This window comes from Streptomyces sp. NPDC058000 (genome assembly GCF_042886435.1).
Taxonomy (GTDB): Bacteria; Actinomycetota; Actinomycetes; order Streptomycetales; family Streptomycetaceae; genus Streptomyces.
This window is the reverse complement of sequence record NZ_JBHVQS010000004.1, coordinates 161,487-184,247: the sequence shown is the minus strand read 5'-3', so window position 1 is coordinate 184,247 and position 22,761 is coordinate 161,487. Positions and strand designations below refer to the sequence as shown.

The window sequence follows — 22,761 nt, the reverse complement described above, 5'->3', positions numbered from 1 at the left end:
ATGAACGGGGCGTCCGCCGGCGGGTGACGGCAGCGGCTACGGTCTGGAGCCGCGCCGCCGCCCGGCGGTCCCACGTATCTCGTTGTGGCCCCGGTCGGGTTCGTAGGGCGGGATGTTCCTGCCGGGTTGGTAGTGCGGCCCTTGGTGGATATGCCGGATCACCATGGCCAGGTCGGTGGCGGCCACGGCGGCCAGGGCGGCACACGCGGCTGCCCACTGCGGCCGGCCGGCCATCACGAAGGCCACGGTGCCGGCGACGGCCCACAGCAGCCCCCACAGTGCCAACCCGCACCGCATTCGCAGCGGGCTGCGTGCGTGAAGAGGCTCATCACCCGAGCGCATCGCTCTCCATCTCCCACCTCCAGCATCCTCCTGATCGAGACGTCCGTCACGTGCCGTTTGCTCCGTCCTGGCGGACGCTTTTCTCGTTCCGTTCCTCCCTCTCCCATGGGTGATCCTCGTGGTGCGCCTTTCCCGCACGTGCGCTCTCTCGCGTTGCCGGCTTCACGTTGCAGGCTTCCGCAGGGTGGCGGGTGGGTTCATCGGTCGTCGTGGCTTCGGGACGTTGATTCCGGGGCGCGGATCGCCGGCCGGGTGGGTGTTGATCCATGACAGTCCACCGATGTCGAGCTGCGACCGGGCGCGGGTCACCGCGACATAGGCCAAGCGGGCCTCGTCGAGGTCGACCGGGCCGGGCAGCGGCGCGCCGTCCGCGTCGAGCTCGTCGAGATCATCAGGACCGGTGAAGTCGTCCGCGATGCGTACGCTCGACCACTCGCGGCCTTTGGCGCGGTGCGCCGTGGACACCGTGACCTGGGCGGACTCCTCGGGGGAGAGCTGGTCCAAGGCGCGTAGTACGGCGTCTGCGCCATGTTCGTCGAGGAGCTCCACCAGGGGCAGCAGATCGCGTCCGGCCGGGTCGAATTCCGCGTACTCGCGGAGCTCGGACCAGGTTCCGAAGAGCATCAGCTCGGGGTGCGCGGTGCGCCGTCCCGACGCGAGGTCGTGAGCGGCGCGGGCCAGTGCGCTCAGGGTTTCCCCGCCTCCGGCGAGCGCGACCCGCCGGCCTGTCTCCAGCTGGCGTATCACTTCGACCATGGCGCCCACGTTCGTCCGGCAGAGGATCGCCTCGGGCGTGGGGAGGCGGCACAACTCGGTCTCCCGATGGGGCGACCCGGTGAGGCGAATGGGGGCGCTGACGATCGTCAGCCAGCGGTTGGCCTCGGCGGCGAGGGCGGGGCCGAAGCGGAAGGACCGGGAGAGGCTGAGGTGGGTGCCGTCGAAGCCGGTCATCACATCGCGGGCGCCGCGCCAGCCGTAGATGGCCTGCGCGGAATCCCCGACCAGGACCAGCTGCGTGTGATCGCGCTGCGCGGTGAGGACCTGTTCGACGACGGGATTGGTGTCCTGCGCCTCGTCGAGGAGGAGGAAGTCCGCCGGGATGACGGGGGCGCTCAGTGCCCACATCTTGAGGTAGTGGTCGTGCTCGAAGCGGACCACGCCGCGGTCCGGATGCTGCAGATCGGCCCAGGCTTTGCGGGCGTACGGCAGGACGAGGCCGGCGAGTTGAGCGTGCAGCGGCTCGGACTCGGCACCGCGCAGCGGCGGGACGTGATGGTGGGCGATCTCCTTGTCGGCGGACTGGCAGAAGCGGGCGACGGTGCGCAGGACGGTGTAGGAGAGGGCTTTGTGGTTGACCTTGCGCGGGCCGATGCGTAAGTACATGCCGTCTTCGATCCCGAGGGCGGCGCCGGTGCGCCAGCCTGCCTGGCGGGGTGCGTTCAGTCGGGCTTGGTAGTGCCTGCCCACCGCGGTGTACGCGAGGGCGTGGGCGGTTCCGCAGGTCACCTCTGCGGGGAGGGTCCGGGCGGCGTGGCGTGCGACGGCGCGGTTGAACGCGACGTAGCGGCCGGTGCGGTGCTGCCGCCGCGCGGTGTGCGCAAGCATTGCCAGGGTCGTCGTCTTGCCGGTGCCGGCGCCGGCCTGGATCACGAGATGGGCGCCGGTCGGAAAGGCTTCGGCGGTGGCGGTCTGTTCGGGGGTCGGGATGTGCATGGGTGCTCCTCGCCGGGGTCGGAACTGTCGCTCGGGTGTCGTGATTCGCGGTGAGCGGTTCGTTGCAGCAAGTTCCCGCGCCGCGATTCAGTCACTGACTGTAATCGTTTTGGTGTGAGAGTGAGCGAGGTGCGCTCGGCCTGTGGATAACTTCGTCCGGATGCTTTTTCGGGCTGTTCGCGAGGTGCCGCCGGGGTTGGTTTGTGCTGGTCGGACGGGTGTTTCCGGATGGTGGCGGGGGCGCTGCGGCGCGGTGTGCGAGCTCCGCGGGCGGCTGTGCGCGGGCGGATTGTCAGTGGGGTCTGCTTTCCTCGACATCACGCAGAGCCGCGACGGCGGAAGCGGTGCGGAAGGCCGTGACGGATGGCGAGAGCGCGGACGGGAGGGAGGAAGGCGCAGTTACCGAGGAGTGGTCTCGACCGCTTGAGAGCGTCGCGGCCGCCGCAGAACGACGGGGGAGGACGACATGGCGACGACCGTAGACTCGCAGGTCGGGGAAGCAGCAGAACGTAACCGGGCGCGACGGGCCCGGCGGGCGCCGTTACCGGCGTGGATGGACCCGACGGCAGGGGATGGCATGGCGAGGTGGCAGGAGGCGTCGAGAGGGGCGCCCCGGCCGTCGGTCCCCCCTGCCGACAGGGCGCTCAGGATGGCTGAGACGGCTGACGGCGGAGTCGGCGACCTGGCTGCGACCGTCGCGGGGTGTGCCGCGGTCTTCCTGCCCGCCCGTACACCGCGGGCCGGGACGGTCGCCTTCTGGCAGCCGGACGGCGGACCGCTCCCCGACGCTGTGGGCGGGGGCGAGGGGGAGCCGGGTGGCGAGGTTACGCGGCTTGCCGTGGCCCGGCGCCACGGCAACGGGGCGCGGAGCCGTACGGTGCCCGCGTTGGTGCTCACCCTGCCCGAGGCCCTTCCGGTGCTGGTCCGGGCCCGGCGGGCGCCGGACGCCCATCCGGCCGCGGCCTGCTGGGGCGCGGCCACCCTGCACGCCCTGCACCTCGCCGCCCGCGGCAGACTCTTGCCCGGCCTGACCGGCGACGACGCCGACGCCTGGCGGGCCGGCCCGCTCGACCCGGACGACGTCGCCCATCTACGGGCCATCGCCGCCGCCATGCCCGGCGAGGCGTACGCCGTACCGCTCCCCGGCAGCCGACCGCTCCAACTGCCCGATCCCGTCGCTCTGGTGCGGCAGTTCGTGGATGCCGTCGTCGACACCCTTCCGCGTACTCCGGCCGCGGCGCTGGTGGCCGGGGCGCCGTTCGCCGCGACGGCGCCGCAGTACCTTCCGGCCGCCCGGGAGTGGGCGGCCGAGGTCGCAGCCGGCGTCGATGCCGGTGTGCGGCTCTCGCTCCGTCTCGACCTTGCCCCGCACCAGCTCTTCGACACCGCGGGAGAAGGAGAGGGCGCGACGACGGACGGGGGCCTGGAGGGCGAGGCCGGGGGAGGGCCGGCGCCGTACGCCGGTGTCACCGAGGAGCGCCGAGCGGCGGCGGCAGTCCTACAGGTCCACAGCCTCACCGACCCCACTCTGGTGGCTGACGCCCGCCAGCTGTGGGAGGGCGAGGCGCCCGACGCCTTCGGTCCGCGGTCCCACGCCGATACGCTCCTCGCGCTGCGCCGGGTCGCCCGTGTCTGGTCCCCGCTCGACCGCCTCCTGGAGCGCCCCGTACCCGACGTACTCCCGCTCAGCGAGGACGAGTTGTCCGAGCTGCTGGGGGAGGCCGCGCCGCGCCTCGGCGCCGCCGGGATGGCCGTCCACTGGCCCAGGGAGCTGAGCCGCGGCCTGACCACGACGGCGGTGCTGCGCCCCGCGCCGGGGTCGGCGGCGGACGGCTTCGGCTTCTTCGACGCCGGCGAACTGGCGCAGTTCCGCTGGCAGGTGGCCATGGACGGCGTACCGCTCAGTGAGGCGGAGATGGACATCCTTGCCGAGGCGCATCGCCCGGTGGTCCGGCTGCGTGACCAGTGGGTCCTGGTCGACCCCGCACTGGTCCGCAAGGCGCGCAAACGCGAACTGGGCTATGTGGACCCGGCCCGGGCGCTCGCCGCGACGCTCGACGGCACCACGGAGGTGGACGGCGAAGAGGTCGAGGTGGTGCCCCTGGGTGCGCTCGCCGCCCTGCGTGGTCGGCTCACCACCCGGGCACGCCCGCTGCCCCAGCCGCCCGGACTCCGCGCAACCCTGCGCGACTACCAACTGCGCGGTATGGCGTGGCTCGACACCATGGTCTCCATCGGGCTGGGCGGCTGCCTGGCCGACGACATGGGCCTGGGCAAGACCATCACCGTCATCGCGCTCCATCTCCACCGGCGGCCCACCGCCCCCGTCCTCGTCGTCTGCCCCACCTCCCTGCTCGGCAACTGGCAACGCGAGATCGAACGCTTCGCCCCCGGCACGCCCGTGCACCGCTTCCACGGGGCGGGCCGCAGCCTCGACGGTGTGGACAGCGGCTTCGTGCTCACGACCTACGGGACGATGCGCAGCAGCGCCGCCGAACTCGCCGGCCGCACCTGGGCGTGGGTCGTCGCCGACGAGGCGCAGCACGTGAAGAATCCGCGGTCCTCGACGGCCAGGGCGCTGCGCGGCATCAACGCCCCGGCGCGCATCGCCCTCACCGGCACGCCCGTCGAGAACAACCTGTCCGAGCTGTGGGCGCTGCTGGACTGGACGACCCCCGGGCTCCTCGGCTCGCTCAAGACGTTCCGTGCGCTGCACGCCCGGGAAGTCGAGGGCGGCGAGGACCCACGGGCGGCGGAACGGCTGGCCAGACTGGTGCGCCCGTTCATCCTGCGCCGCAAGAAGTCCGACCCGGGGATCGCGCCCGAACTCCCGCCCAAGACCGAGACGGACCACCCGGTTCCGCTCGGACGCGAGCAGGCCGCGTTGTATCAGGCCGTGGTGCGCGAGACCCTCGCGAGGATCGAGGGTGCCGAGGGCATGGCGCGGCGCGGCCTGGTGATGAAGCTGCTCACCGCCCTCAAGCAGATCTGCAACCATCCCGCGCAGTACCTCAAGGAGGCCGCCCCGGGGCTCGCCGCGCGTTCCGGGAAGCTCGAACTGCTCGACGAACTCCTGGCCACCATCCTCGCGGAGGGCGGCGCCACCCTGGTCTTCACGCAGTACGTCGGGATGGCGCGGCTGCTCGAACGCCATCTCGCGGGCCGGGGCATCCCCAGTCAACTCCTGCACGGCGGTACCCCGGTGGCCGAACGGGAGAAGATGGTCGATCACTTCCAGTCGGGCCGGACGCCGGTCTTCCTGCTGTCCTTGAAGGCGGCCGGCACCGGGTTGAACCTCACTCGCGCCGGACATGTCATCCACTACGACCGCTGGTGGAACCCCGCGGTGGAGGAGCAGGCCACCGACCGCGCCTACCGCATCGGTCAGACCCAGCCCGTCCAGGTCCACCGGCTGATCACCGAGGGCACCGTGGAGGACAACATCGCCCAACTCCTCGCCGCCAAAAGGGCCCTCGCCGACGCGGTGCTCTCCGGTGGCGAAAGCACGCTCACCGAGCTGACCGACGCCGAACTCGCCGATCTCGTCTCCTTGAGGAGGGCCGGATGAGCCTCGGACACCGGCGCCGTACCCCCACCTCGGGGCGCGCCGCCGCGGCGGACCGGCTGGTCCGCGCCGACCGTTCGCGTACGTTCCCGCCGCTGCCGGGCCCGGACGCAACGGACGGGGCGCGTGCGGAATCCTGGTGGGGCGATGCGTGGCTGGAAGCGCTGGAGAGCAGTGCCCTCGACGGCGCCCGCCTCGCCCGCGGCCGGGCGTACGCCCGCGACGGCCATGTCGACACGATCAACATCACCCCGGGCCGGGTGATCGCCACCGTACGGGGCAGCCGGCCCCGCCCATACAGCGCCGAGGTGCGCGTCAGGACGCTCACCGAGCAGGAGTGGGACACCCTCCTGAACGATGTCGCCGCCCACCCCGACCGGCTCACCGCGCTGTTGGCCAAGAAGCTGCCCCGTGCGCTGGCCGAGGGGGAGGTGTGTCTCCTCCCAGGGCCGGGAGATTTGGTGCCCCGGTGTTCCTGCCCGGACAGCGGCCGGCCCTGCAAGCACGCCGCCGCGCTCTGCTTCCAGGTGGCCCGGCTGCTCGACGCCGACCCCTTCGTCCTGTTGTTGCTCCGCGGCCGGGGCGAGCGGGAGCTCCTCGACGAGCTCGCGCGCCGCAATGCCGGCCACGGTGCGCGGGAAAGCCGGGGGCGGGCCGTAGCCGTGGCCACCACGGCACCCGGGAGCGGCGGGTCTGCCTCAGCCTCAGTATCCGCGTCCGCGTCCGCGTCCGCCTCGGCCTTGGCGTCCGAGTCCGTCTCCCCTTCGGCATCCGAGTCTTCCGCGGTATCGGAGTCCCTCCCGGTAGCCGGGCCGTCCTCCGCGCCCGGAACCGGTGACGTCTCCGCGTCCGGAACCGGTGACGTCTTCACGCCCGGGACCGGCGCAATCTCCGCGTATGGCGCCAGCGCCAGCTCCGCATCCGCGGACCGTTTCGCACTGCCCGGCTCGGTTCGGCCGCAGCTGGCTGCTGAGCGGGGTGGGGAGACCGTGCCCGCGGCGGTCGCAGCCCGTGGCGTCCTCGCCCGGGAGGCCCTCGCCGACCTGCCCCGGCCGCCGCTTCCGCCACCGGCGGTGGTGCCGCCACGGCCCGGTCAAGCGCAGGCGCTCCCGGACGCCGGCGGGCTGCCGTTCGAGGCCGCCACCCTCGAACTCGTCGCCGCCGACACCGCCGCCCGCGCCCACGCCTATCTGTCCGCCGCCGGGGCCTCGGGCGACATCGGCCCGGCCGGCCCCGGCCCGTTCGCGGCACTGCCCCCGTGGGAGGACACCGTCCGTCTGGCCGCGACCGCCCATCCCACGGCCGGCCTGACCGCCACCACCCGGGCGCTCTACCGCGACGTCGCGGCGGCGACCGGCCGTACCCCCACCGACATCGCACGTTCCGTCGCCGCCTGGCGGCAGGGCGGTCCCGAAGGGCTCGCCCTACTGGGAGACGCCTGGAATCCCCCGGCCGGCGACTTCGACCGGGCCCGCAGCGCCCTGTTGGCCGCCGGCCTACCGGCGCTGCGCCCACACCAGAATCACCTCACCGACGCCGGCCGAGGCATCCAGCTGCGCTTCGGTCGCGACAACCGCTGGTACCCGTACGAATCCGAGCCCGGCACCGATGACTGGTGGCCCACCGGCCCCGCGGACCCGGACCCCGTGGGTGCCCTGACCACTCTGTTGGCACGATGACTAACCTCAACGTCGTGGAAGGTCTCGACGCACTCACCCGCTCCCTCGCGCAGCGCACCCCCGAACAGCTCGCCGCACTCCTCACTCGCCACGCCGAGCCGCTCGCCCGCCGGCCCGCGCCCACCGAACTCCGCGGCCTGGCAAGCGCGTTGTGGTCGTACGAAACCCTCCACCACGTGGTGCTGCACCTCGATCACCCCCGATTGCAGGTGCTCGCCACCACCGCCCGTATCAGCCAGGAGCGGGCCGCCCGGGACGCGGCCGCGCCCGCCGCCCCGGCCCCGGGGGCCGACTACCAGTCCCTGATGGCCCACCGGCTGTCCTTCCCGCAGTTGGCCAGCGAACCGGTTCCGCCCGAGGACGTCCACGCCGCGCTCGGCGTCACCGCTCCCGGAGCCGCCCGGACCGTCGCCGAAGCCGCCCTGGACGCCCTCTGCGCCGACGGCCTCGCCGCAGTCACCGAGGGCGGCGCCGTTGTCGTCCCGCCGCGCATTCCGCAGCTCCTCGCCGCCCACGACCTCGGCCCGTTCGCGCCGCACGCCCCGGTGCCCGGCCCCGAGGGTGCCGCACCCGGCGGCGACCAGGCCGGTGCCGCCACCGTGCCCGCCCCGCGGACCTCGCCGTACGACGAATCCCAGGCCGCCGCGGCGCACCTGGCCAGCACGGTGGAGCGCCTGCTCGCCGCCCTGGCCACCGAGCCCGCCACGCTCCGCAAATCAGGCGGACTGACCGTCCGCGAGCTCAAGCGCCTGGCCAAGGCGGCCGGCACCACGGAAGCGCACACCCGACTCCTGCTCGATCTGACGCTGGCCGCCGGCCTGATCGCGCTGACCCGCAGCCCGTCGGGGATCACGGCGCTGCCCACCCATGCCTACGACGACTGGCTCGGCCGCCCGCCCGGCGCCCGCCTCGCTCCCGTAGTGGCCGCCTGGTACGCCCTCTGGGACGTCCCCACCCACACCCCGTTCGGCGAGACCCCGACCGCCCTGGTCCGCGGCCACGACCGGCACGCCCCCGCCCTCCGGCACGCGCTCCTCGCTGCTCTGGCCGACGTCCCACCGGGCGCGGGCTGGACGCCCCCGCCCCTGCCGCTCCCCGACTCGCCGGCGGACGCGGACGACCTCGGGCCCCTCCGGCGCCTGCTCCGGACGGCGGACTGGCACCGTCCGCTCGCCGTCACCGAGCAGCCGACGGCCGAGGAGCGCGCCGCCCACACCCTCCACGAGGCGGCCTACCTCGGCCTCACCGCCCACGGCACCCTCACTCCCCTCGGGCGGGCCCTGCTCGCCGAGCCTACGAACCTCGACGAGCCGCTCCGCGACTTGCTGCCGCCACCCGTCGAACAGGCCCATTTCCAGGCCGATCTGACCGCCGTCGTGCCCGGCCGCCCGGCTCCCGCCCTTGCCGGACTCCTCGCCTCCGCCGCCGACCGGGAGTCCGAGGGCCACGCCGTGACCTGGCGCTTCACCTCCGGCTCGGTCCGTCGTGCGCTGGACTCCGGCCACACCGCCGACACCCTCCGGGTCGCGCTCACCGCCGCCTCGGCCACCGGTACTGTGCCGCAGCCCCTCGGCTACCTCCTCCAGGACACCGCCCGCGCCCACGGCCGGATGCGGGTCGTGCCCGCCGCCTGCTGCATCCGCTCCGACGACCAGGCCCTGGTCGCCGAACTCGCCGCCCACCACGCGCTGCGCGAACTCGCGTTGCGTGCCATCGCCCCGACCGTTCTGGTCAGCGCCCGCCCGCCGGCCGCCACCCTGGACGTCCTGCGTGCCGCGGGCTACGCCCCCGCCCTGGAGTCCGACACCGGCGCCGCCACCGTCGAACGGCTCCCCAGCCACCGCACCGCGGCCCCCAGCCCCACCCGCGCTCCGCAGGCCACGCTCGCCCTCGCCCAGCGCCTCCTGGGGCACCAAGCGGAGTCCCAGGAGAGCGCCACGAGCGGAGGCAACTGATCCGTTCCACACTGCCAGGGCGGCGCGGAACGGGGCGCCGTCTGGCTACTCGTACTCCGTGCCGCCCTTACGGGTCAGGTAAGCGCCGCTGACCACCTTGGCGATGGCCCGTCCGCCCAGCTCCGGGCTGTAGCGGTCGGCCAGTGGACGGATCACCACCCCCTCCCGGAGGTGCACCGCCCGCCCGGACAGCGTCTCGCCGCCCTCGGCCAGCGCCATCACCTGCCGCGCCTCGTACGGGCCGCTGAACAGCGTCGGCACCACGGGAAGCCGCCCGGCCAACACCCTCGTCAGCTCCTGCGGATCCAGCCACCGCACCTCGCCGCCGGTCTCCACCGCGACGTCGAAGACCGCGTAGCCGGGTACTCCGCGTCGGCTGTCCGCGCCGTACCCGAGGTCCTGCACCCCGTCGCCGTACACCTCGCCGTAGATCCCGACCCGCGACGCCCCCAACTCCCCGGCCAGCTCAGCGGCGACCTGCGGGAGGCCGTGCCCGCGCACCGCCCGCCAGTACAGGTTCCCGGGATCCTCGACGAGCGCCAGCCGCTGCGCGCCCAGTCCCTTGGACGTCACCTGCACCCGCCCCTCGCCGGCGTGGTAGGTCAGGCAGCAGGCGGTGCCGTGCACCTTCTCGGTGATCGCCACCGGCTCGCCCTCGGGGAACGCCGCCGGGTACCGCTTCAGGTTCTCGACGTCGATCCACGGCAGCAGGTCGGGTGCCGGCTCGACCTCCCCGCTCATCGAAATCGGCACCGGGGGAACCCACTTCACGATCCCGAGTTCCGCCGCGAAATCCGTCCCGTCCTTGTGTGCCGAGGCCAGATCGACCCCGGTCAGCGCCCGCGGACGGCAGACGATGCCCTGCGACAACTCGCCGCGCAGCCGGATCGCCTTGACCTGATTGGCGGCCGCGCCGGCCAGCTTGCCCGTCAGGCCCAGCTCGGCTACCAGCTCCTCCGGGAGGACCGACTGCTCCGGTATGTAGACGGCGAAGTCACCTGTCCGATAGGCGCCCTTGGCGACCACCGCCCGATACAGGCCCACCTGCGCGAGTTCCAGCGCATCGGCGTTGGGATGCTCATGGATCGTCAGTTCCTCGACCGTGACGCGCAGCGTCGACACACCGTCCCCCGTTTCTTGTTGCTGTTGCTGTTGCTGTTGCGGACGCCGGTGCCGGCTCCGTGTTGAGGTGCTCTGTGTCGGCGATGCCGGCCGGTGTCCAGCCACCACTGTGATCGAGTCGATGTCGACCGGCGAACGAATTTCGTCGCTTCCGACCGGTTGTGACTGTGTGGCGGAACGGACGGTGGCCATCCGGCCGACCGCCGCGCCGCGTTGTCAGTGGCGTCAAGTAGCGTTTTTGGTGGACGGAATCGACCGACGGGGGGAGCCGGCGTGAGGGACAACGGGTCGGACGCCGAGCGCGTCCGGAACGAATTCAGCGGAACGGCGCACGGGCTGGTGATCCAGACCGGGGTGATCGAGGGCGATGTGCGGTTCGAGCTGCCGCGACCGGAGCTGCCGGTGCCACGGCAGGTGCCGGCCGGGTCGGCGCAGTTCGTCAACCGCGAGCCGGTGCTGGCGGAGATCGACGGATGGGTGGGGGACGGCGGAGGTCTCGCGGTGCTCAGCGGTCTGCCGGGGGTGGGCAAGAGCGCGACCGTACGGAGATGGGCGCAGGAGGAGCGCGGCCGGTTCCCCGGCGGCGAGTTCTATATCGACTTCGCCGAGCTGCGGGCGCAGGCCGGCGGCGACGTGTCCGCCGGGGTGAGCCGCTGCCTGCGGGCACTCGGCGTCGAGGACCGCTATCTGCCCGACACCCTGGGCGAGTTGACCGGAATGCTGCGCAGCCTGACGGCGGACAAACGGGTGCTGATGGTGCTCGACGACGTGACCGAGCCGGCGCAGGTGCGGGCCCTGGTCCCGGGCGCCCCCGGCAGCGTCGTCCTCGCGACCAGCCAATCGATGCTCGGGGAATTGCTCGACGACGGCGCCCGCCTGATGCCGCTGGAGCCGCTGTCCGCGGAGCACGGGCTGCAACTGCTCCGCCGGTTGTGTGGGGAGGAGCGGATCGCCGAGGGAGGCGAGGGCACGGCCGAGCGGATCGTGGCGAGCTGCGGCGGGCTGCCGGTGGCCCTGCACGTCGCCGCCGCGCGATTGGTGATGCATCCGCGTTTGCCGGTCGCCGCACTGGCCGATGAATTGGCCGACGACCGGCGCCGGCTGGATGCCCTGCGTCGGGGAGGGGAGCGCACGGTGTCCGCTGTCTTCGGAGTGGCCTACGCGGGACTGCCCGCGCCGGCCGCCCGGCTCTACCGGCTGCTGGGCCTGCACCCCGGCCGCCACTGGGACGCCGGATCGGCCGCCGCGGCAGCCGGGACGACCATCGCCCACGCCGCCGAGCAACTCGACGTCCTGGAGACCGCGAGCCTGGTCGCGGTGACCCCCGACGGGCGTTACGAGTTCCACGACCTGGTACGGCTGCACGCCCGTGAGCAGGCCGCCCAGGAGGACGACGAGGCCGAGCGCACGGCAGCCGTGGCCCGGATCGTCGATCACCTGCTCACCCGCGCCGCCCAGGCCGATCTCGCCGTCATGGGCCGCCGGATGCGCATCGGGTCGTACACCGACCGGTTGGGCGAGTCGGATCGGGCCACCGCCTTCGCCGGCCGGCAGGAGGCGCTGGACTGGCTCGACGCCTGGCGCGGCGAGCTGCTGTCCGCCCAGCAGACCGCCGCCGATCACGGATGGCACCGGCGGGTGTGGGAGCTCGCCGAGGCGCTGACCGCGCTCTTCCTCAACCGGAGATATCTCAACGATTGGGTCAGAAGCGGGGACTTGGGCGCCCGGCACGCCGCCGCGGACGGCAACCCCGCCGCCGAGGCCCGGCTGCGCACACTGCTGTCCCGCCCGCTGATGGACCGCGACGAGCTGCGCCGCGCCCGCCGGGAACTGGAGACCGCCGTCGCCCGGGCCGACGAGTCCGGCCACACCCTGCTGCGTGCCTCCGTCCGCGAGTTCCAGGGCCGCTACTGGGACCGCTGTGATCCGGCCCGCGCCGTGACGACCTACGAGGAGGCGATGGTCTTCTACCGCGCCGCGGGCGACGAGCGCGGTATCGCCATCGGCCGCTACTTCATGGGCTGTGCTCAGCATGCCGTCGGCCGTACCGAGGCGGCCCGGGCCACCCTGGAAGACGCCTACGACGGGTTCATGGCCATCGACGACCGGAGGATGGGCGCCCGCGCGCTGGCCGCCATCGGGGGCGTACTCCGCGACCTCGGGCAGAGGGCGGAGGCCGTGGCCGCCCTGGAGGAAGCCGTGACCATGCTGCGCGAGCGCGGCGCCGCTCACTACGAGGCGCAGGTGTGCGAGACGCTGGCGGAACTGGCCGAGGAACGCGGCGACCACGAGCGGTGGCGGCTCCATCTGACGCGGGCCCTGGAGATATACGAGGCGGGCGGCGGCCCGCGAGCCGTGGAGCTGCGCCGCAGACTGACGGGCGCCGCGAACGGTCCGAATGACGCGAACGGTTCTAAGTGCGCCGACGGTTCTCAAGGTGCGGATGGTGCGGATGGTTTGAATGGCGTGGACGGTGCGGACGGTGCGGCGACCGGGGGAGCGTAGGCAGTGCGTGCCCGGGTGGGGCTGGTGCGGTCCCACCCGGCAGCGGACCGTCGCGGGGTGCCGGGGTGCCGGGGCACTCGGGGGCGCGGCGGTCCCCGTGAGCGGACCCGTCAGCCCGTGGGGCGCGGCCGACTTGCCCGTCGGGTGAGGCGGAGCACCGCGTCCTCGCTACGGTCGCCCAGCGCGAGGGTGACGAAGCCCGCCGGCGGGCGTCGGGCGCGCAGGCAGGCGTAGACGACGGCGGCCAGGACGGTGGCGTCGCACTTCGGGCCGGTGGTGGACACCTCGACCGTCCGGCCGTCGCGCAGACCGACCCGGCAGCCGCGCCCGGTGACGGCCGCGGCGGCGAGCAGACAGCCGGGATAGCGGGTGAGGGTGTCCTCGATCCACCGATCGGCAGCCACGGCGGTGTCGGCCGGGGCCCGGCGAACCAGGACGGACGCGCTCTCCGGCCACCGCCGGTCCCACTCGTCGTCGGCGCAGGACAGATGACGGAACGGGCCGTCGGGGACATCGCCCCGTGTCATGGGCGAGACGGACGAGTTGGGGGAGACGGATGAGGAGGCGGCCACGGCCGCAGGGGTGCGCTCGACGGATATCCGGGGGCAGCCGGTCTCCTCGGAACCCCCTGAGCCACTAGATCCCCCGGAGCCACTGGGCCCCCTGGTGTCGCCAGGGCTCCTGGAGTCACCAGAGCTCCAGGAATCGCTGGGGCTCCAGGAGTAGCCGGAGTTCCAGGAGTCACCAGGGTCCTCGGAGAGGGAGGTGTGGACGTAACAGGCCGTGGTGGGTTCCGGGCGGTCCTGCGGGACGGGTGGCTCCGGGGCCCGGCGCGGAGGTGGCGAGCCGTCCGCTGGCTCGGGGAGGCTCAGTAGGTCGTAGACGGCGGTGCGCAGGAGTTCCAGGGCGCGGCCGGGGGCGGCGAAGGCGCTCTCGCCGACCTTCCGGAGTCGTTCCAGGGTGTCGTCGCCGGGCGCTCGCCCCAGGCCGAGCGCCCGCTCGATCTGCGGCCGCAGAGGTGCGTCGGGTCGCAGTCGCGGGGCGATCCGGCCCAGCTCCGCCATGGGGGTTCCGGTGACCGCCTCGTCGTCGCCGAACGCGCCTAGTAGCAGGGGTGTGCCGAGTGCCGCGCCGTAGAAGGTGACCGAGCCGTGGTCACCGATCAGCAGGTCGGCGGCGAGCAGGGTGGCCTGCCAGCCTGCGGTCGGCGGAATGGTCAGCAGCCCGGCGTCATGGGCGGAGTCGAGGTGCGAGCGGAGGGCGTAACTACCGTGGGCAGAGCTGATGTTGGGGTGGGTGACCAGGCAAACGGCGTAGTCGTCCAGGGGGAGTTCGGCGAGCAGACGGGCCGGCAGCGCGGGGTCACGGCCCAGGACCGAGTGGTCGCGCCAGGTCGAGCTGAGCATGACCAGTCGTCGCCCGCCGGCGATGCCGAGTGCCGTGCGGTACGTGGTGCGCAGGGCCCGCCCGTTGAGGAGCGCGTCATAGCAGGGATCGCCGACGAGCAGGGTGCGGCCGGCGGTGGCGGGATGGGCGGCGGCGAGTTGGGCCGCTTGGTCCGGGTGGGAGATCGCGAGCCAGGCGCGGCCGCTGTGCAGCAGCGCGTCCGGGACGACGCCGGCCAGCCGGTCGCGGTCGCTGCGGGAGTCGGGGACGACCTTGTGGAAGCCGACGCCGTGCGGCAGTACCAGCACCGGGCAGGTGTGGTGCGCGGTGGTGAGATCGGCGTTCTCGGTCGCCGTGATGATCAGGTCGGGGCTGATCCGGGCGAACTGGCGCCAGGGCAGCACCCGGGCGCCGACCGAGCGGAGCAGGGCGTGCACGCCGTCGTTGAACGCCGAGGTGGGGTCGAAGGCGAAGACCAGATGGACCCGCGGGTCATCGCGCAGGACCGGGCGCAGGACGTCGAGGACCCGGACGGTCGAGGTGACGGTGCGGGCGACGGCGACGACCAACCGCGCGCCGGGGAAGGTCTGCCAGCGCTCGGGATCGTCACCCACGGGCACCCGCAGCGGCGGCAGCAGCCCATGGGTGGGGTCAGCCGCGTCCCCGGACGCGCACCCCTCGATGCCGCCCGCTCCGTCCCCGCCCCATCCCCGGTTCGCGGTTCGCGGTTCGCGGTTCGCGGTTCGCGGTTCGCGGTTCGCGGTTCGCGGTTCGCGGTTCGCGGGCAGAGTGCTTTTAGCGCGCATCACCCTTCTCCGCAACCCCCTGGTGGTGACAATCGTCGGCGGCCTGCCACCGGCGATCGGACGTGTCCCTGGGGCCCACCGTAGTTCAGGGCCGGCGCCGCACCGGGGCCAGGGCCGGGCCTCAGACGTCGTCGGGCTTGCGCCGGCCGCCGTTGAGCCGCCGTAACCGCAGCGCCGCGGGGCCGAAGCCGAGGGGGCGGGGCAGTCGGCGGGGCGCCCGCTCGGGGCCGGGAGTGCTCGGCGTGGTCGGGGGCGGTGCCGTGGTCAATGCGGCGGTGGCCGAGGGGCCGCACAGGGACGGCAGCGCGGACGGCTCGTCCGGTGCGTCGGGGCCCGGTGACCGCACCGCGGACGCCGCCGCGGCGGGTGCTGGTTGCGGGGCCAACGCCTGCGGCAGACAGGCCGCGGGGACGGCGGGCGTGACCACATCGACGTAGGCGCGGCAGACCGGGGGCAGGTCGGCGACCGGGGCGAGCACGCCGCTCACGGTGCCACGTACGAAGCGGGTGGCCAGCGACGGCCGGGCCGCGCCCGGGCGTGAGGGCCGTGGAAGCTCCTCGCCGGTGGCCAGCGCCCACGGTGCCTCGACGAGACCGCCGACGGTGCGCTGCACCCGGCGGGCCAGTGCGGGGTCGTCCAGGCCGTACCGCCGCAGTGCCTCGCGGAGCGCGGCGGCGCCGTGGGCGGCGAGGGACAGTCCCTGGCCGCAGTCCGGGTTGACCGAGGCCACCGCGCCGCCGAGGGCGAGGAACCCGGTGGGCCAGCTGGGCAGTTGCTCGTAGCGGTGGCGGTGGCTGGAGGTGTCACGGGTCAGCCGCACCTCGCTCAGCGGCTCGGCATCGGCGATGAGGTCACCGATGACCGTGTGGATCCGACGGGCGAACGGCACGAAGTGATCGGCGCGTTGGGACGGCCGCTCGGCGCCGCGGCCGCCACCGGTGAGGGTCACGAGCCAGCGCCCGCCCTCGATCGGGACCAGCGTCGCCGTCCGGGCGGCCGGGAGCAGGGAGCCGGATGTCGGGGCGCCGCCGGCCAGGCCGCGGTCCGAACGGGCGGTGAGCACCGGGCAGTTCTCGTGTCCGGCCGGGACGCGGAAGATGCGGGTGGCGCAGACGATGCCGGAGTCCCGGACGTCCTCCGGGGCGGCGGGCAGGCCCAGCCCCGACAGCCGGTCCGGGGTGGTGGAGGAGCGGCCGGTGGCGTCGACCACGAGGTCGGCGTCCAGGCGGTACGTTTCACCGCTGGTGGTGCCCCTGACCCACACTCCGGTGACGTGCTCGGCGGTGCCGGTCAACCGCTCCGCCTCCGTGCCGTCGAGGACCGTCACCCCGGGGAGCGCCGGCACCTGCTCGCGGATGACTCTGTCGAGCAGATCGCGGGAGCAGGCGAACACGTGCCGGGTGCGGGCCCGGCGGACCGGCCGGCCGGGCAGCAGCGGACCGGCGGGTTCCGACGGCACCGAGAGCCGGCGGGCGCCCTCCGCCAGCCACCGTTCGACCGTGCCGGGCAGCAGGCCCTCGACGACCCGGGCGCCGTCCGCCGCCAGCAGATGGGCGTGCCGGGGCTGCGGAAGGTCGGTGGGCAGCGCAGGGGTCCGCGGCAGCCGCTCCCGCTTGACCACGATGACATCGGCGTACGCGGACAGCGCCGCGGCGGCGACCATGCCCGTGAAACCGCCGCCGAGCACCACGGCGAGATACGGGTGCGTGAACTGGAGGCCGGCGCTGCTCGTTCTGCTCGACGCGTTCATGGGCGGTCCCTTTCTCGGCGGTGGCGCGCGAACCCCCGGCGCGGCCCGGCCGCGACCAGAAAGGGCGGGGCGGTGTACGGCCGGGAATGGCGGCGCGCGGCGGCGATGACGGCGTCGGTGGCGGCGGTGACCCGCGCCGTCAGCGACGGCAGGGAAGCAGACGCGGTTCGCAGGATGCGCAGAGGTGCCGGCGGAAGAGGCAGAGCCCGTTGTAGGTCCCGGCAGGCCGGCGCGAACGCCGGCCTGCCGCCCCCCGATTTCCCCATCATGATTCCCCCTCAGGCCGTGCCCGCCCTGCCGCAGCTCGGACCCCGCCCTCCGCCACTCCCCGCCCGGGCTACCGGGCGGGACGGGCCGGCACTGCTGCCTCGCACGCCGTGCTCTGCCCCTGGGGACGCGGCCGTCGCCTCTGGTCAACGGCGGACACACGTCCGGATCGTAGGCGGCGTCGATCACTTCTGGTAGCCGGCGGCGAGTGAGGGATGTGTGGGAGCCACCCGCCCTGTACCGCCGGGTAGATCTACAGGAAAAGGGCGCAATGGGTGGTAATCGCGCCGGAGTTTTCTCGCGACACGAGAAAGTCTTCAGGAATCGCGGGCGCGGGGGAGAGCGCCGTTCCAGGAACGTCCGGAGGGTTGGCGCGAAATGATCGGGGGGCGGCGGGCCGGACGGTGCCGTGCCTACCCTGTGCGGGCACCGCACCGGAGAACCTGAGGGAGAGTCGTGCGCGCGATCGTGATGCGAGAGTTCGGCGGCCCGGACGTGCTCCGGCTGGAGGACGCCCCCGAGCCGGCGCCCCGCGCCGGGCACGCACTCGCCGAGGTGACCCTGGCCGGTGTCAACTACGCCGATGTGCACGTCCGTGGGGACAGCTACCTCGCCCCGGTCGAACTGCCCTACATACCCGGCAACGAAGTCGTGGGCACCATCGAGGGCCGCCGGGTCGTGGGACTCACCCGCGGCGGCGGATACGCGGAACGCACACTGCTGCACCGCCGCGTCACCTGGGACGTCCCCGACGCCGTCAGCGACGAGCAGGCGGTCGCGCTGGCCCTCCAGGGCAACAGCGCCTGGCATCTGCTGTTCACCGCGCTGCGCCTCACCAAGGGCGAGACCGTCGTCGTCCCGGCCGCGGCGGGCGGGGTCGGCACACTGGCCGTCCAGCTCGCCGCCCGGGCCGGCGCGAAGGTCATCGGTCTCGCCGGGTCGGCCGCCAAGCGCCAACTGGCCCTGGACCTGGGCGCGCACGCGGTCGTCGACTCCACGGCCGAGGACCTCACGGAGCGCATCCTGGACGCGGCCGGCGGCCCGGTCGAGGCGGCGCTGGAGATGACCGGTGGTGCCACCTTCGCCCGGACCCTGGCCGCCGTCGCACCGCGCGGCCGCCTCGCCGTCTACGGCTTCGCCGGCGGCGAGTTGGCGAACGTGTCCACCCGCGAACTGATGGAGCGCTCCCTCACCGTCTCGGGCTTCTGGCTGCCCCAGCTCTACGGGGACCGCACCGCGCTGCCGACGTCCATACGGGCGCTGTTCGACGCCGTCGCCGACGGCTCCCTCACGACACTGACCGGCACCACCTACGCGCTCGGGGAGGCGGCGCAGGCGCACCATGACCTCGCCGCCCGCACCCCGACCGGGAAACTCGCCCTCGACGTCACCCGGTAACGCCGGAGGCATCGGGGGCGGGGCGCCCCGCACCGCACACGCCGTTCGCCTTCGGGCGCGGACCACTGTCAGGGAGGAGAGCACACGATGGGCCATCGCACCGCAGCGTCGCAGTCCACGGTTCCGGAGGCCGTGCAGCACACCGGCCAGGCCCGCAGGAGCACGGCCTCCGCCGGCTCCCGGACGTCCGGATCCGGCCATGCCGAGCGGGTCTTCCTCGTCCAGACGGCCTTCGCCGAACTCGGCGGATCCGCCCACGGACCCGGTGAGATCGCGGAGTTCACCGGCCTGGACGACTCCGTCGTCTACCGCATCCTGCAATCCGGCATCTACCAGCGGATCTTCGAACGGGTGGACCGGGGCCTCTACCGCCTGCGGACCTCGGCCGCCCAACTCGCCTTCACCGCGCTCGACCACCGCCTCGACGGTGCGCAGACGGTCCTGAGCGACCTGCGCGAGGCGACCGAAAACGGGCTGGTGTTCCTGTACATGGTGGCGCCGTTCTCCGGCGCGCAGCGGCAGTGCGTCGACATGGCCGTCGGCGACTCCGACCTCGCCGAACTCGGCATGACACCGCGGGACGTGCTGTCCGTGACCCGCTCCCTGCGCACCGGTGCCTCCGGGCGCACCATCCTCGCCTACCTCCCGGAGGTCCTCCAACAGCGCGTACTGGCCGAACCCGTCCCCGAACAGGCCGGCCCCGGCGTCTACCGGGACAACGACGCGCTGCTGGCCTCCCTGGCGGAGGTCCGCGACCTCGGCTACGCGCTGGGCTACGAGGAGTGCATGGCCGGCTGGAACTCCTGTGCCGCGCCGATCATGTGGGACGGGTCCATCATGGGCGCGGTGCTGCTGCTCAAGCAGAAGACCGTGATGCCGGAGGCCCCCGACAGCGTCGTCGAGGCGACGAAGGAGGCGGCGGCCGTACTCAGCCGCTACGGAGCGGCCCGGCCGGCCATGGACTCCTGAACCCGGAGCGCAGCGGCACTCGGCCGCGCGGCTGTTCATGAGGCGGCCCGCCTCTCTACCGTGGCACCAGGCGCGACACGACGCGCACGACACACAAGGGGGTCCGATGGAAGCGGAACTGGTGGCGCTCGCGACGGCGGGGGCGACGACGCTGGTGCAGCAGATGGCGACCGAGGGCTGGGCCGCGGTCCGCCGGCGGATGGCGTCCCTGCTCGCCCGGCGCCGCGGCGCGGAGGAGGAGGCGGCGGTCGAACGCGAGCTGGACCAGGCGCGCACCGACGTCGTCATCGCCCGGGAGGACGGCGACGAGGAGGTGGCCCAGGGGGTGGAAGTGGTCTGGAAGGCCCGGCTGCGGCGGCTGCTCGCCGAGGACCCGGCCGCGGCGGCCGAACTGCGCCAACTGCTCGACGAGGTGGCGCCCCAGCAGCAGGCCCAGGGCACCGTGCGGGACATCCACAACAACATCAGTGGTGGTTCGCACGGGATGGTGATGCAGGTCGGCTTGATCTCCGGCGACGTCCAGGGCGGCTTCCCGTCCAGCGGACCGCAATCCCGCTGACCCCGGGCGCCCGGCACCCGCCGCCGGGGCACAATGGCCGGGTGCGGCTCGAAGCGATCACCTGGGAACGGCTCACCGACGCGCTCGCCGCGCGCATCGACCGGCTGGCGGCGCACGACGGGAGCCCCAGGCTGCGGGTAGCGGTCGACGGGGCTCCCGCTGCCGCTCCCGGCGACCTCGCCGGGCGGCTCGCCGAGGCGCTGCGGCTCCGGGGGCGGGCGGTGCACAAGGCCGGCACCTACGGCTTTCTGCGGCCCGCCTCGTTGCGGCTGGAGTACGGCCGAGAGGACCCGGACGCCTACTACGACGAGTGGTTCGACCGGCGGGCCCTGTGGCGCGAGGTGTTCCAGCCGCTGGAGCCCGGCGGCACCGGGCGGGTGCTCCCGGACCTGTGGGACCCGGTGGCGGACCGGGCGACGCGCAGCGGCTACGTGGAACTGCCGCCCGGCGGCGTGCTGTTGCTGCACGGCCCGCTGCTGCTCGGACAGTGGTTTCCGTTCGACCTCTCCGTGCACCTGAAGCTCTCCCCGGGCGCGCTCACCCGCCGTACCCCGCCGGACCAGCGCTGGACGCTGCCGGCGTTTGCCCGATACGAGTCCGAGACCCGGCCCGAGGAGGCGGCGGACGTCGTCGTACGGGCCGACGATCCCCACCGGCCGGCCTGGAGCGGAGCCGCCGACTGAGCGGACGGGCCGCCGCGCCCACGACCGGCGGACGGGCCGCCCGGGGCGGGCCGCGACCACGGTCTCCCGCGCGGGAGCCTCGGATAACTCGTGGGCCCCGCCGCCTTCTTGCGGCAGTTCCCGATGCGTCGTGATCTCGAACATGGTGCCCCCCCGCGAGGCGGTCCCGGCGACCGCCCCCGCTGTGAAAACCGTACGGCCGACCACTGACAATCGACCGCGGACGGCCTAACGCGGGCCGCCCATCAGCGTGTTCACCGCGGCCGGTAGCGTGCGGGGGATGACGACCTCGTTCAACGCAGCAGACCCGCACCCGCCCCTGCCCGGCAGCCAAGGACCCGCCGCGACCGTGGAGATCCCGCCGCGCGCCGTCGGAACCGTGACGATGTCCTACGCCCCCGACCCGGACGGCGACCCCGACCCCGGCGAGATCGTCTGGACCTGGGTCCCGTTTGAGGAGAACGACGGCCGCGGCAAGGACCGGCCGGTGCTGGTCGTGGCCCGGGAGGCGGCCGGGACGCTGCTGGCCGTGCAACTGTCGAGCAAGCGCCACAACGACGACCGGGACTGGGTGGCGCTCGGGGCGGGCCCCTGGGACCGCTCGGGGCGCGACTCCTGGGTGGCCGCGGACCGGGTCCTGCGGGTCCACGCGAACGGAATGCGACGCGAGGCGTGCGCGCTCGACCGGGGCCGCTTCAACCTCGTCGCCAACCGGCTGCGGGAGCTCCACGGCTGGCGCTGACGCCCGCACCGCGCCCGGAGCGGCGGCCGGGCCAGGGTGCACCCGGCGGGAGATCAGGCGTCGGCCAGCGCCAGGAGCTTGGTGACGGTGTTCCAGTTGCGCGCGGTGGCCGTCACGCCGAGCCGGGCCCGGCCGACCGCCTCGGCGAGCTTGGAGCGCCCGATGCCCTGCGGGCACCACAGATACAGCTCGCGGCCGATCAGCCGGAACCGGTCCGGCGCGTACGCGGCCTGGTCGAGCGCGTCCAGCCGGGCCGGGTCGGCGGGCACCTCCGACAGGAACGTCACGTGCAGGGTCCTGGGCTCCGGCACGGCCAGCGGGAACGGGTTCCCGGCGACCGTGGCGGCCAGCTCGTCCCTGGTCCGCACGACCACCGGCACCGTCAGGCCCAGGTCGGTCGCGATCCGCTCCTCGATCCGCCGGGCCGTCTCCGCCGGCGGCGTCCCCGGGTCGGCGAAGACGATGTTGCCCGTCTGCAGCAGGACGGAGACCTCCTCGAACCCCAGGGAGCGGGCCAGCTCCAGCTGGCGGGCCTTGGGGAAGGAGTTGTGGCCTCCGACGTTGATACCGCGGAGCAGGGCGATCTGACGGGACATGCGCGGCCCTTCGTGGACGGTGCCGGCCGGCGGGACGGATCCCGGCGGCGGGGACAGGGAGCGGACGGGAAGCACCCGGGGAACGGACGGGAAGTACTCGGGGGAGCGGCCGGGCGGCGCTCAGAACAGGGGAGCGGGGAGCACGCCCTCCAGGGCCAGCAGCAGCCGCTTGGTCTCCAGACCGCCGCCGAAGCCGCCGATCCCGCCGTCGCTGGCCACGACCCGGTGGCAGGGGACGACCACCGGGAGCGGATTGGAGCCCATCGCCGCACCCACCGCCCGGGCCGCGCCCGGCTCCCCGACCCGGTCGGCCAGGTCCTGATAGCCGACCACGCTGCCGTACGGGACACCGGTGGCCAGCGCGTGCAGCACCCGGGCGTTGAAGCCGCCGGACAGCGACCAGTCCAGCGGGACCGTGAAGGTCCGCAGCTCACCGGAGAAGTAGCGGGCGAGCTCGGCGGTGGCGGTCGCCAGATGAGGTATCTCCGGGAGCGGTGGCCCGCCGAAGGTGTCCTCCAGCCGGGTCAGTGCCCGCCGGGTCACCCGCTCGCCGGCGTGGAAGGCGACCTGGACCAGGCCCTCCCGCGTCGCCGCGAGCAGCAGCGGGCCGATCGGGGTCCCGATGCGCGTCCAGGCCCAGTCGTGGTGGGCCGGGCGGACCGCCTCCGGGGCGGTGTCCGGCGCCGCGGCGGGTCCTGGACCGTGCTCTGCGTTCGTCACGTGC

At 73.8% G+C, this 22,761-nt stretch carries 16 protein-coding genes; 9 read left to right on the top strand and 7 right to left on the bottom strand.

Annotated elements, in window-relative coordinates:
• Positions 1-36: 36 nt before the first annotated feature.
• Positions 37-342: a DUF6343 family protein gene (locus ACFVT2_RS06950; protein WP_390013055.1), complete on the bottom strand. Its 306-nt coding sequence runs from the start codon at positions 340-342 to the stop codon at positions 37-39.
• Between the two features lie 162 nt (positions 343-504).
• A complete protein-coding gene (locus ACFVT2_RS06945; RefSeq protein WP_390013053.1) occupies positions 505-2,055 on the bottom strand; it encodes a UvrD-helicase domain-containing protein in 1,551 nt (516 codons plus the stop codon).
• Between the two features lie 649 nt (positions 2,056-2,704).
• Between ACFVT2_RS06945 and ACFVT2_RS06940 the strand changes: the two genes are divergently transcribed.
• From ACFVT2_RS06940 to ACFVT2_RS06930, 3 genes are read left to right on the top strand one after another with little or no spacing between them, the layout of a single operon-like run.
• Positions 2,705-5,623, top strand: a complete 2,919-nt coding sequence (locus tag ACFVT2_RS06940) for a DEAD/DEAH box helicase (RefSeq protein ID WP_390013051.1) — start codon at positions 2,705-2,707, stop codon at positions 5,621-5,623.
• Positions 5,620-7,299, top strand: coding sequence for an SWIM zinc finger family protein (locus ACFVT2_RS06935; RefSeq protein WP_390013049.1), 1,680 nt, complete (start codon positions 5,620-5,622; stop codon positions 7,297-7,299). The genes ACFVT2_RS06940 and ACFVT2_RS06935 overlap by 4 nt, the downstream gene beginning before the upstream one ends.
• Positions 7,296-9,254 (top strand): helicase-associated domain-containing protein, encoded by a 1,959-nt coding sequence (locus ACFVT2_RS06930; protein WP_390013047.1) that lies wholly within the window; start codon positions 7,296-7,298, stop codon positions 9,252-9,254. The genes ACFVT2_RS06935 and ACFVT2_RS06930 overlap by 4 nt, the downstream gene beginning before the upstream one ends.
• 45 nt (positions 9,255-9,299) lie before the next feature.
• On the opposite strand, the gene ACFVT2_RS06925 is transcribed toward ACFVT2_RS06930, so the two are convergent.
• Complete coding sequence (locus ACFVT2_RS06925) at positions 9,300-10,376, bottom strand: RNA ligase (ATP) (RefSeq protein ID WP_390013045.1); 1,077 nt, start codon at positions 10,374-10,376, stop codon at positions 9,300-9,302.
• Positions 10,377-10,649: 273 nt separating this feature from the next.
• On the opposite strand from ACFVT2_RS06925, the gene ACFVT2_RS06920 reads away from it, so the two are divergent.
• On the top strand, positions 10,650-12,881 hold the full coding sequence (locus ACFVT2_RS06920; protein ID WP_390013043.1) for an NB-ARC domain-containing protein: 2,232 nt from the start codon (positions 10,650-10,652) through the stop codon (positions 12,879-12,881).
• 110 nt (positions 12,882-12,991) lie between these two features.
• Here the strand turns inward: ACFVT2_RS06920 and ACFVT2_RS06915 are convergent, their stop codons facing one another.
• Together ACFVT2_RS06915 and ACFVT2_RS06910 are read right to left on the bottom strand one after the other, a co-directional pair.
• Positions 12,992-14,881, bottom strand: a complete 1,890-nt coding sequence (locus ACFVT2_RS06915) for a CDP-glycerol glycerophosphotransferase family protein (protein ID WP_390013041.1) — start codon at positions 14,879-14,881, stop codon at positions 12,992-12,994.
• Positions 14,882-15,194: 313 nt separating this feature from the next.
• Positions 15,195-16,823 carry an FAD-dependent oxidoreductase gene (locus ACFVT2_RS06910; protein ID WP_390013039.1) on the bottom strand — a complete coding sequence of 543 codons (1,629 nt, stop codon included), beginning with the start codon at positions 16,821-16,823 and terminating at the stop codon, positions 15,195-15,197.
• Between the two features lie 723 nt (positions 16,824-17,546).
• Here ACFVT2_RS06910 and ACFVT2_RS06905 point away from each other — a divergent pair.
• The 5 genes from ACFVT2_RS06905 to ACFVT2_RS06885 all read left to right on the top strand — a co-directional run bounded on the left by ACFVT2_RS06905 (position 17,547) and on the right by ACFVT2_RS06885 (position 21,441).
• Positions 17,547-18,488 (top strand): zinc-binding alcohol dehydrogenase family protein, encoded by a 942-nt coding sequence (locus tag ACFVT2_RS06905; protein WP_390013037.1) that lies wholly within the window; start codon positions 17,547-17,549, stop codon positions 18,486-18,488.
• An 87-nt stretch (positions 18,489-18,575) separates the two neighbouring features.
• A complete protein-coding gene (locus tag ACFVT2_RS06900) occupies positions 18,576-19,457 on the top strand; it encodes an IclR family transcriptional regulator C-terminal domain-containing protein (RefSeq protein WP_390013035.1) in 882 nt (293 codons plus the stop codon).
• A gap of 106 nt (positions 19,458-19,563) precedes the next feature.
• Entirely contained in the window at positions 19,564-20,016 is a 453-nt protein-coding gene (locus tag ACFVT2_RS06895; protein ID WP_390013033.1) for a hypothetical protein, read from the top strand.
• A 41-nt stretch (positions 20,017-20,057) separates the two neighbouring features.
• Positions 20,058-20,699, top strand: a complete 642-nt coding sequence (locus ACFVT2_RS06890) for a uridine kinase (protein WP_390013031.1) — start codon at positions 20,058-20,060, stop codon at positions 20,697-20,699.
• Positions 20,700-20,979: 280 nt separating this feature from the next.
• A complete protein-coding gene (locus ACFVT2_RS06885; RefSeq protein ID WP_390013029.1) occupies positions 20,980-21,441 on the top strand; it encodes a type II toxin-antitoxin system PemK/MazF family toxin in 462 nt (153 codons plus the stop codon).
• Between the two features lie 53 nt (positions 21,442-21,494).
• Here ACFVT2_RS06885 and ACFVT2_RS06880 read toward each other — a convergent pair whose 3' ends face one another.
• Together ACFVT2_RS06880 and ACFVT2_RS06875 are read right to left on the bottom strand one after the other, a co-directional pair.
• Positions 21,495-22,037: a DUF1697 domain-containing protein gene (locus ACFVT2_RS06880; protein WP_390013027.1), complete on the bottom strand. Its 543-nt coding sequence runs from the start codon at positions 22,035-22,037 to the stop codon at positions 21,495-21,497.
• A gap of 120 nt (positions 22,038-22,157) precedes the next feature.
• Positions 22,158-22,757, bottom strand: a complete 600-nt coding sequence (locus ACFVT2_RS06875; RefSeq protein ID WP_390013025.1) for a methylated-DNA--[protein]-cysteine S-methyltransferase — start codon at positions 22,755-22,757, stop codon at positions 22,158-22,160.
• Positions 22,758-22,761 lie beyond the last annotated feature (4 nt).

Bases quoted from the DNA above. Each gene is read 5' to 3' on its own strand.
- ACFVT2_RS06940 (WP_390013051.1), top strand. From the start codon at position 2,705: ATGGCTGAGACGGCTGACGGCGGAGTCGGCGACCTGGCTGCGACCGTC.
- ACFVT2_RS06880 (WP_390013027.1), bottom strand. From the start codon at position 22,037: ATGTCCCGTCAGATCGCCCTGCTCCGCGGTATCAACGTCGGAGGCCAC.
- ACFVT2_RS06950 (WP_390013055.1), bottom strand. From the start codon at position 342: ATGCGCTCGGGTGATGAGCCTCTTCACGCACGCAGCCCGCTGCGAATG.
- ACFVT2_RS06945 (WP_390013053.1), bottom strand. From the start codon at position 2,055: ATGCACATCCCGACCCCCGAACAGACCGCCACCGCCGAAGCCTTTCCG.
- ACFVT2_RS06895 (WP_390013033.1), top strand. From the start codon at position 19,564: ATGGAAGCGGAACTGGTGGCGCTCGCGACGGCGGGGGCGACGACGCTG.
- ACFVT2_RS06885 (WP_390013029.1), top strand. From the start codon at position 20,980: ATGACGACCTCGTTCAACGCAGCAGACCCGCACCCGCCCCTGCCCGGC.
- ACFVT2_RS06935 (WP_390013049.1), top strand. From the start codon at position 5,620: ATGAGCCTCGGACACCGGCGCCGTACCCCCACCTCGGGGCGCGCCGCC.
- ACFVT2_RS06930 (WP_390013047.1), top strand. From the start codon at position 7,296: ATGACTAACCTCAACGTCGTGGAAGGTCTCGACGCACTCACCCGCTCC.
- ACFVT2_RS06900 (WP_390013035.1), top strand. From the start codon at position 18,576: ATGGGCCATCGCACCGCAGCGTCGCAGTCCACGGTTCCGGAGGCCGTG.
- ACFVT2_RS06910 (WP_390013039.1), bottom strand. From the start codon at position 16,823: ATGAACGCGTCGAGCAGAACGAGCAGCGCCGGCCTCCAGTTCACGCAC.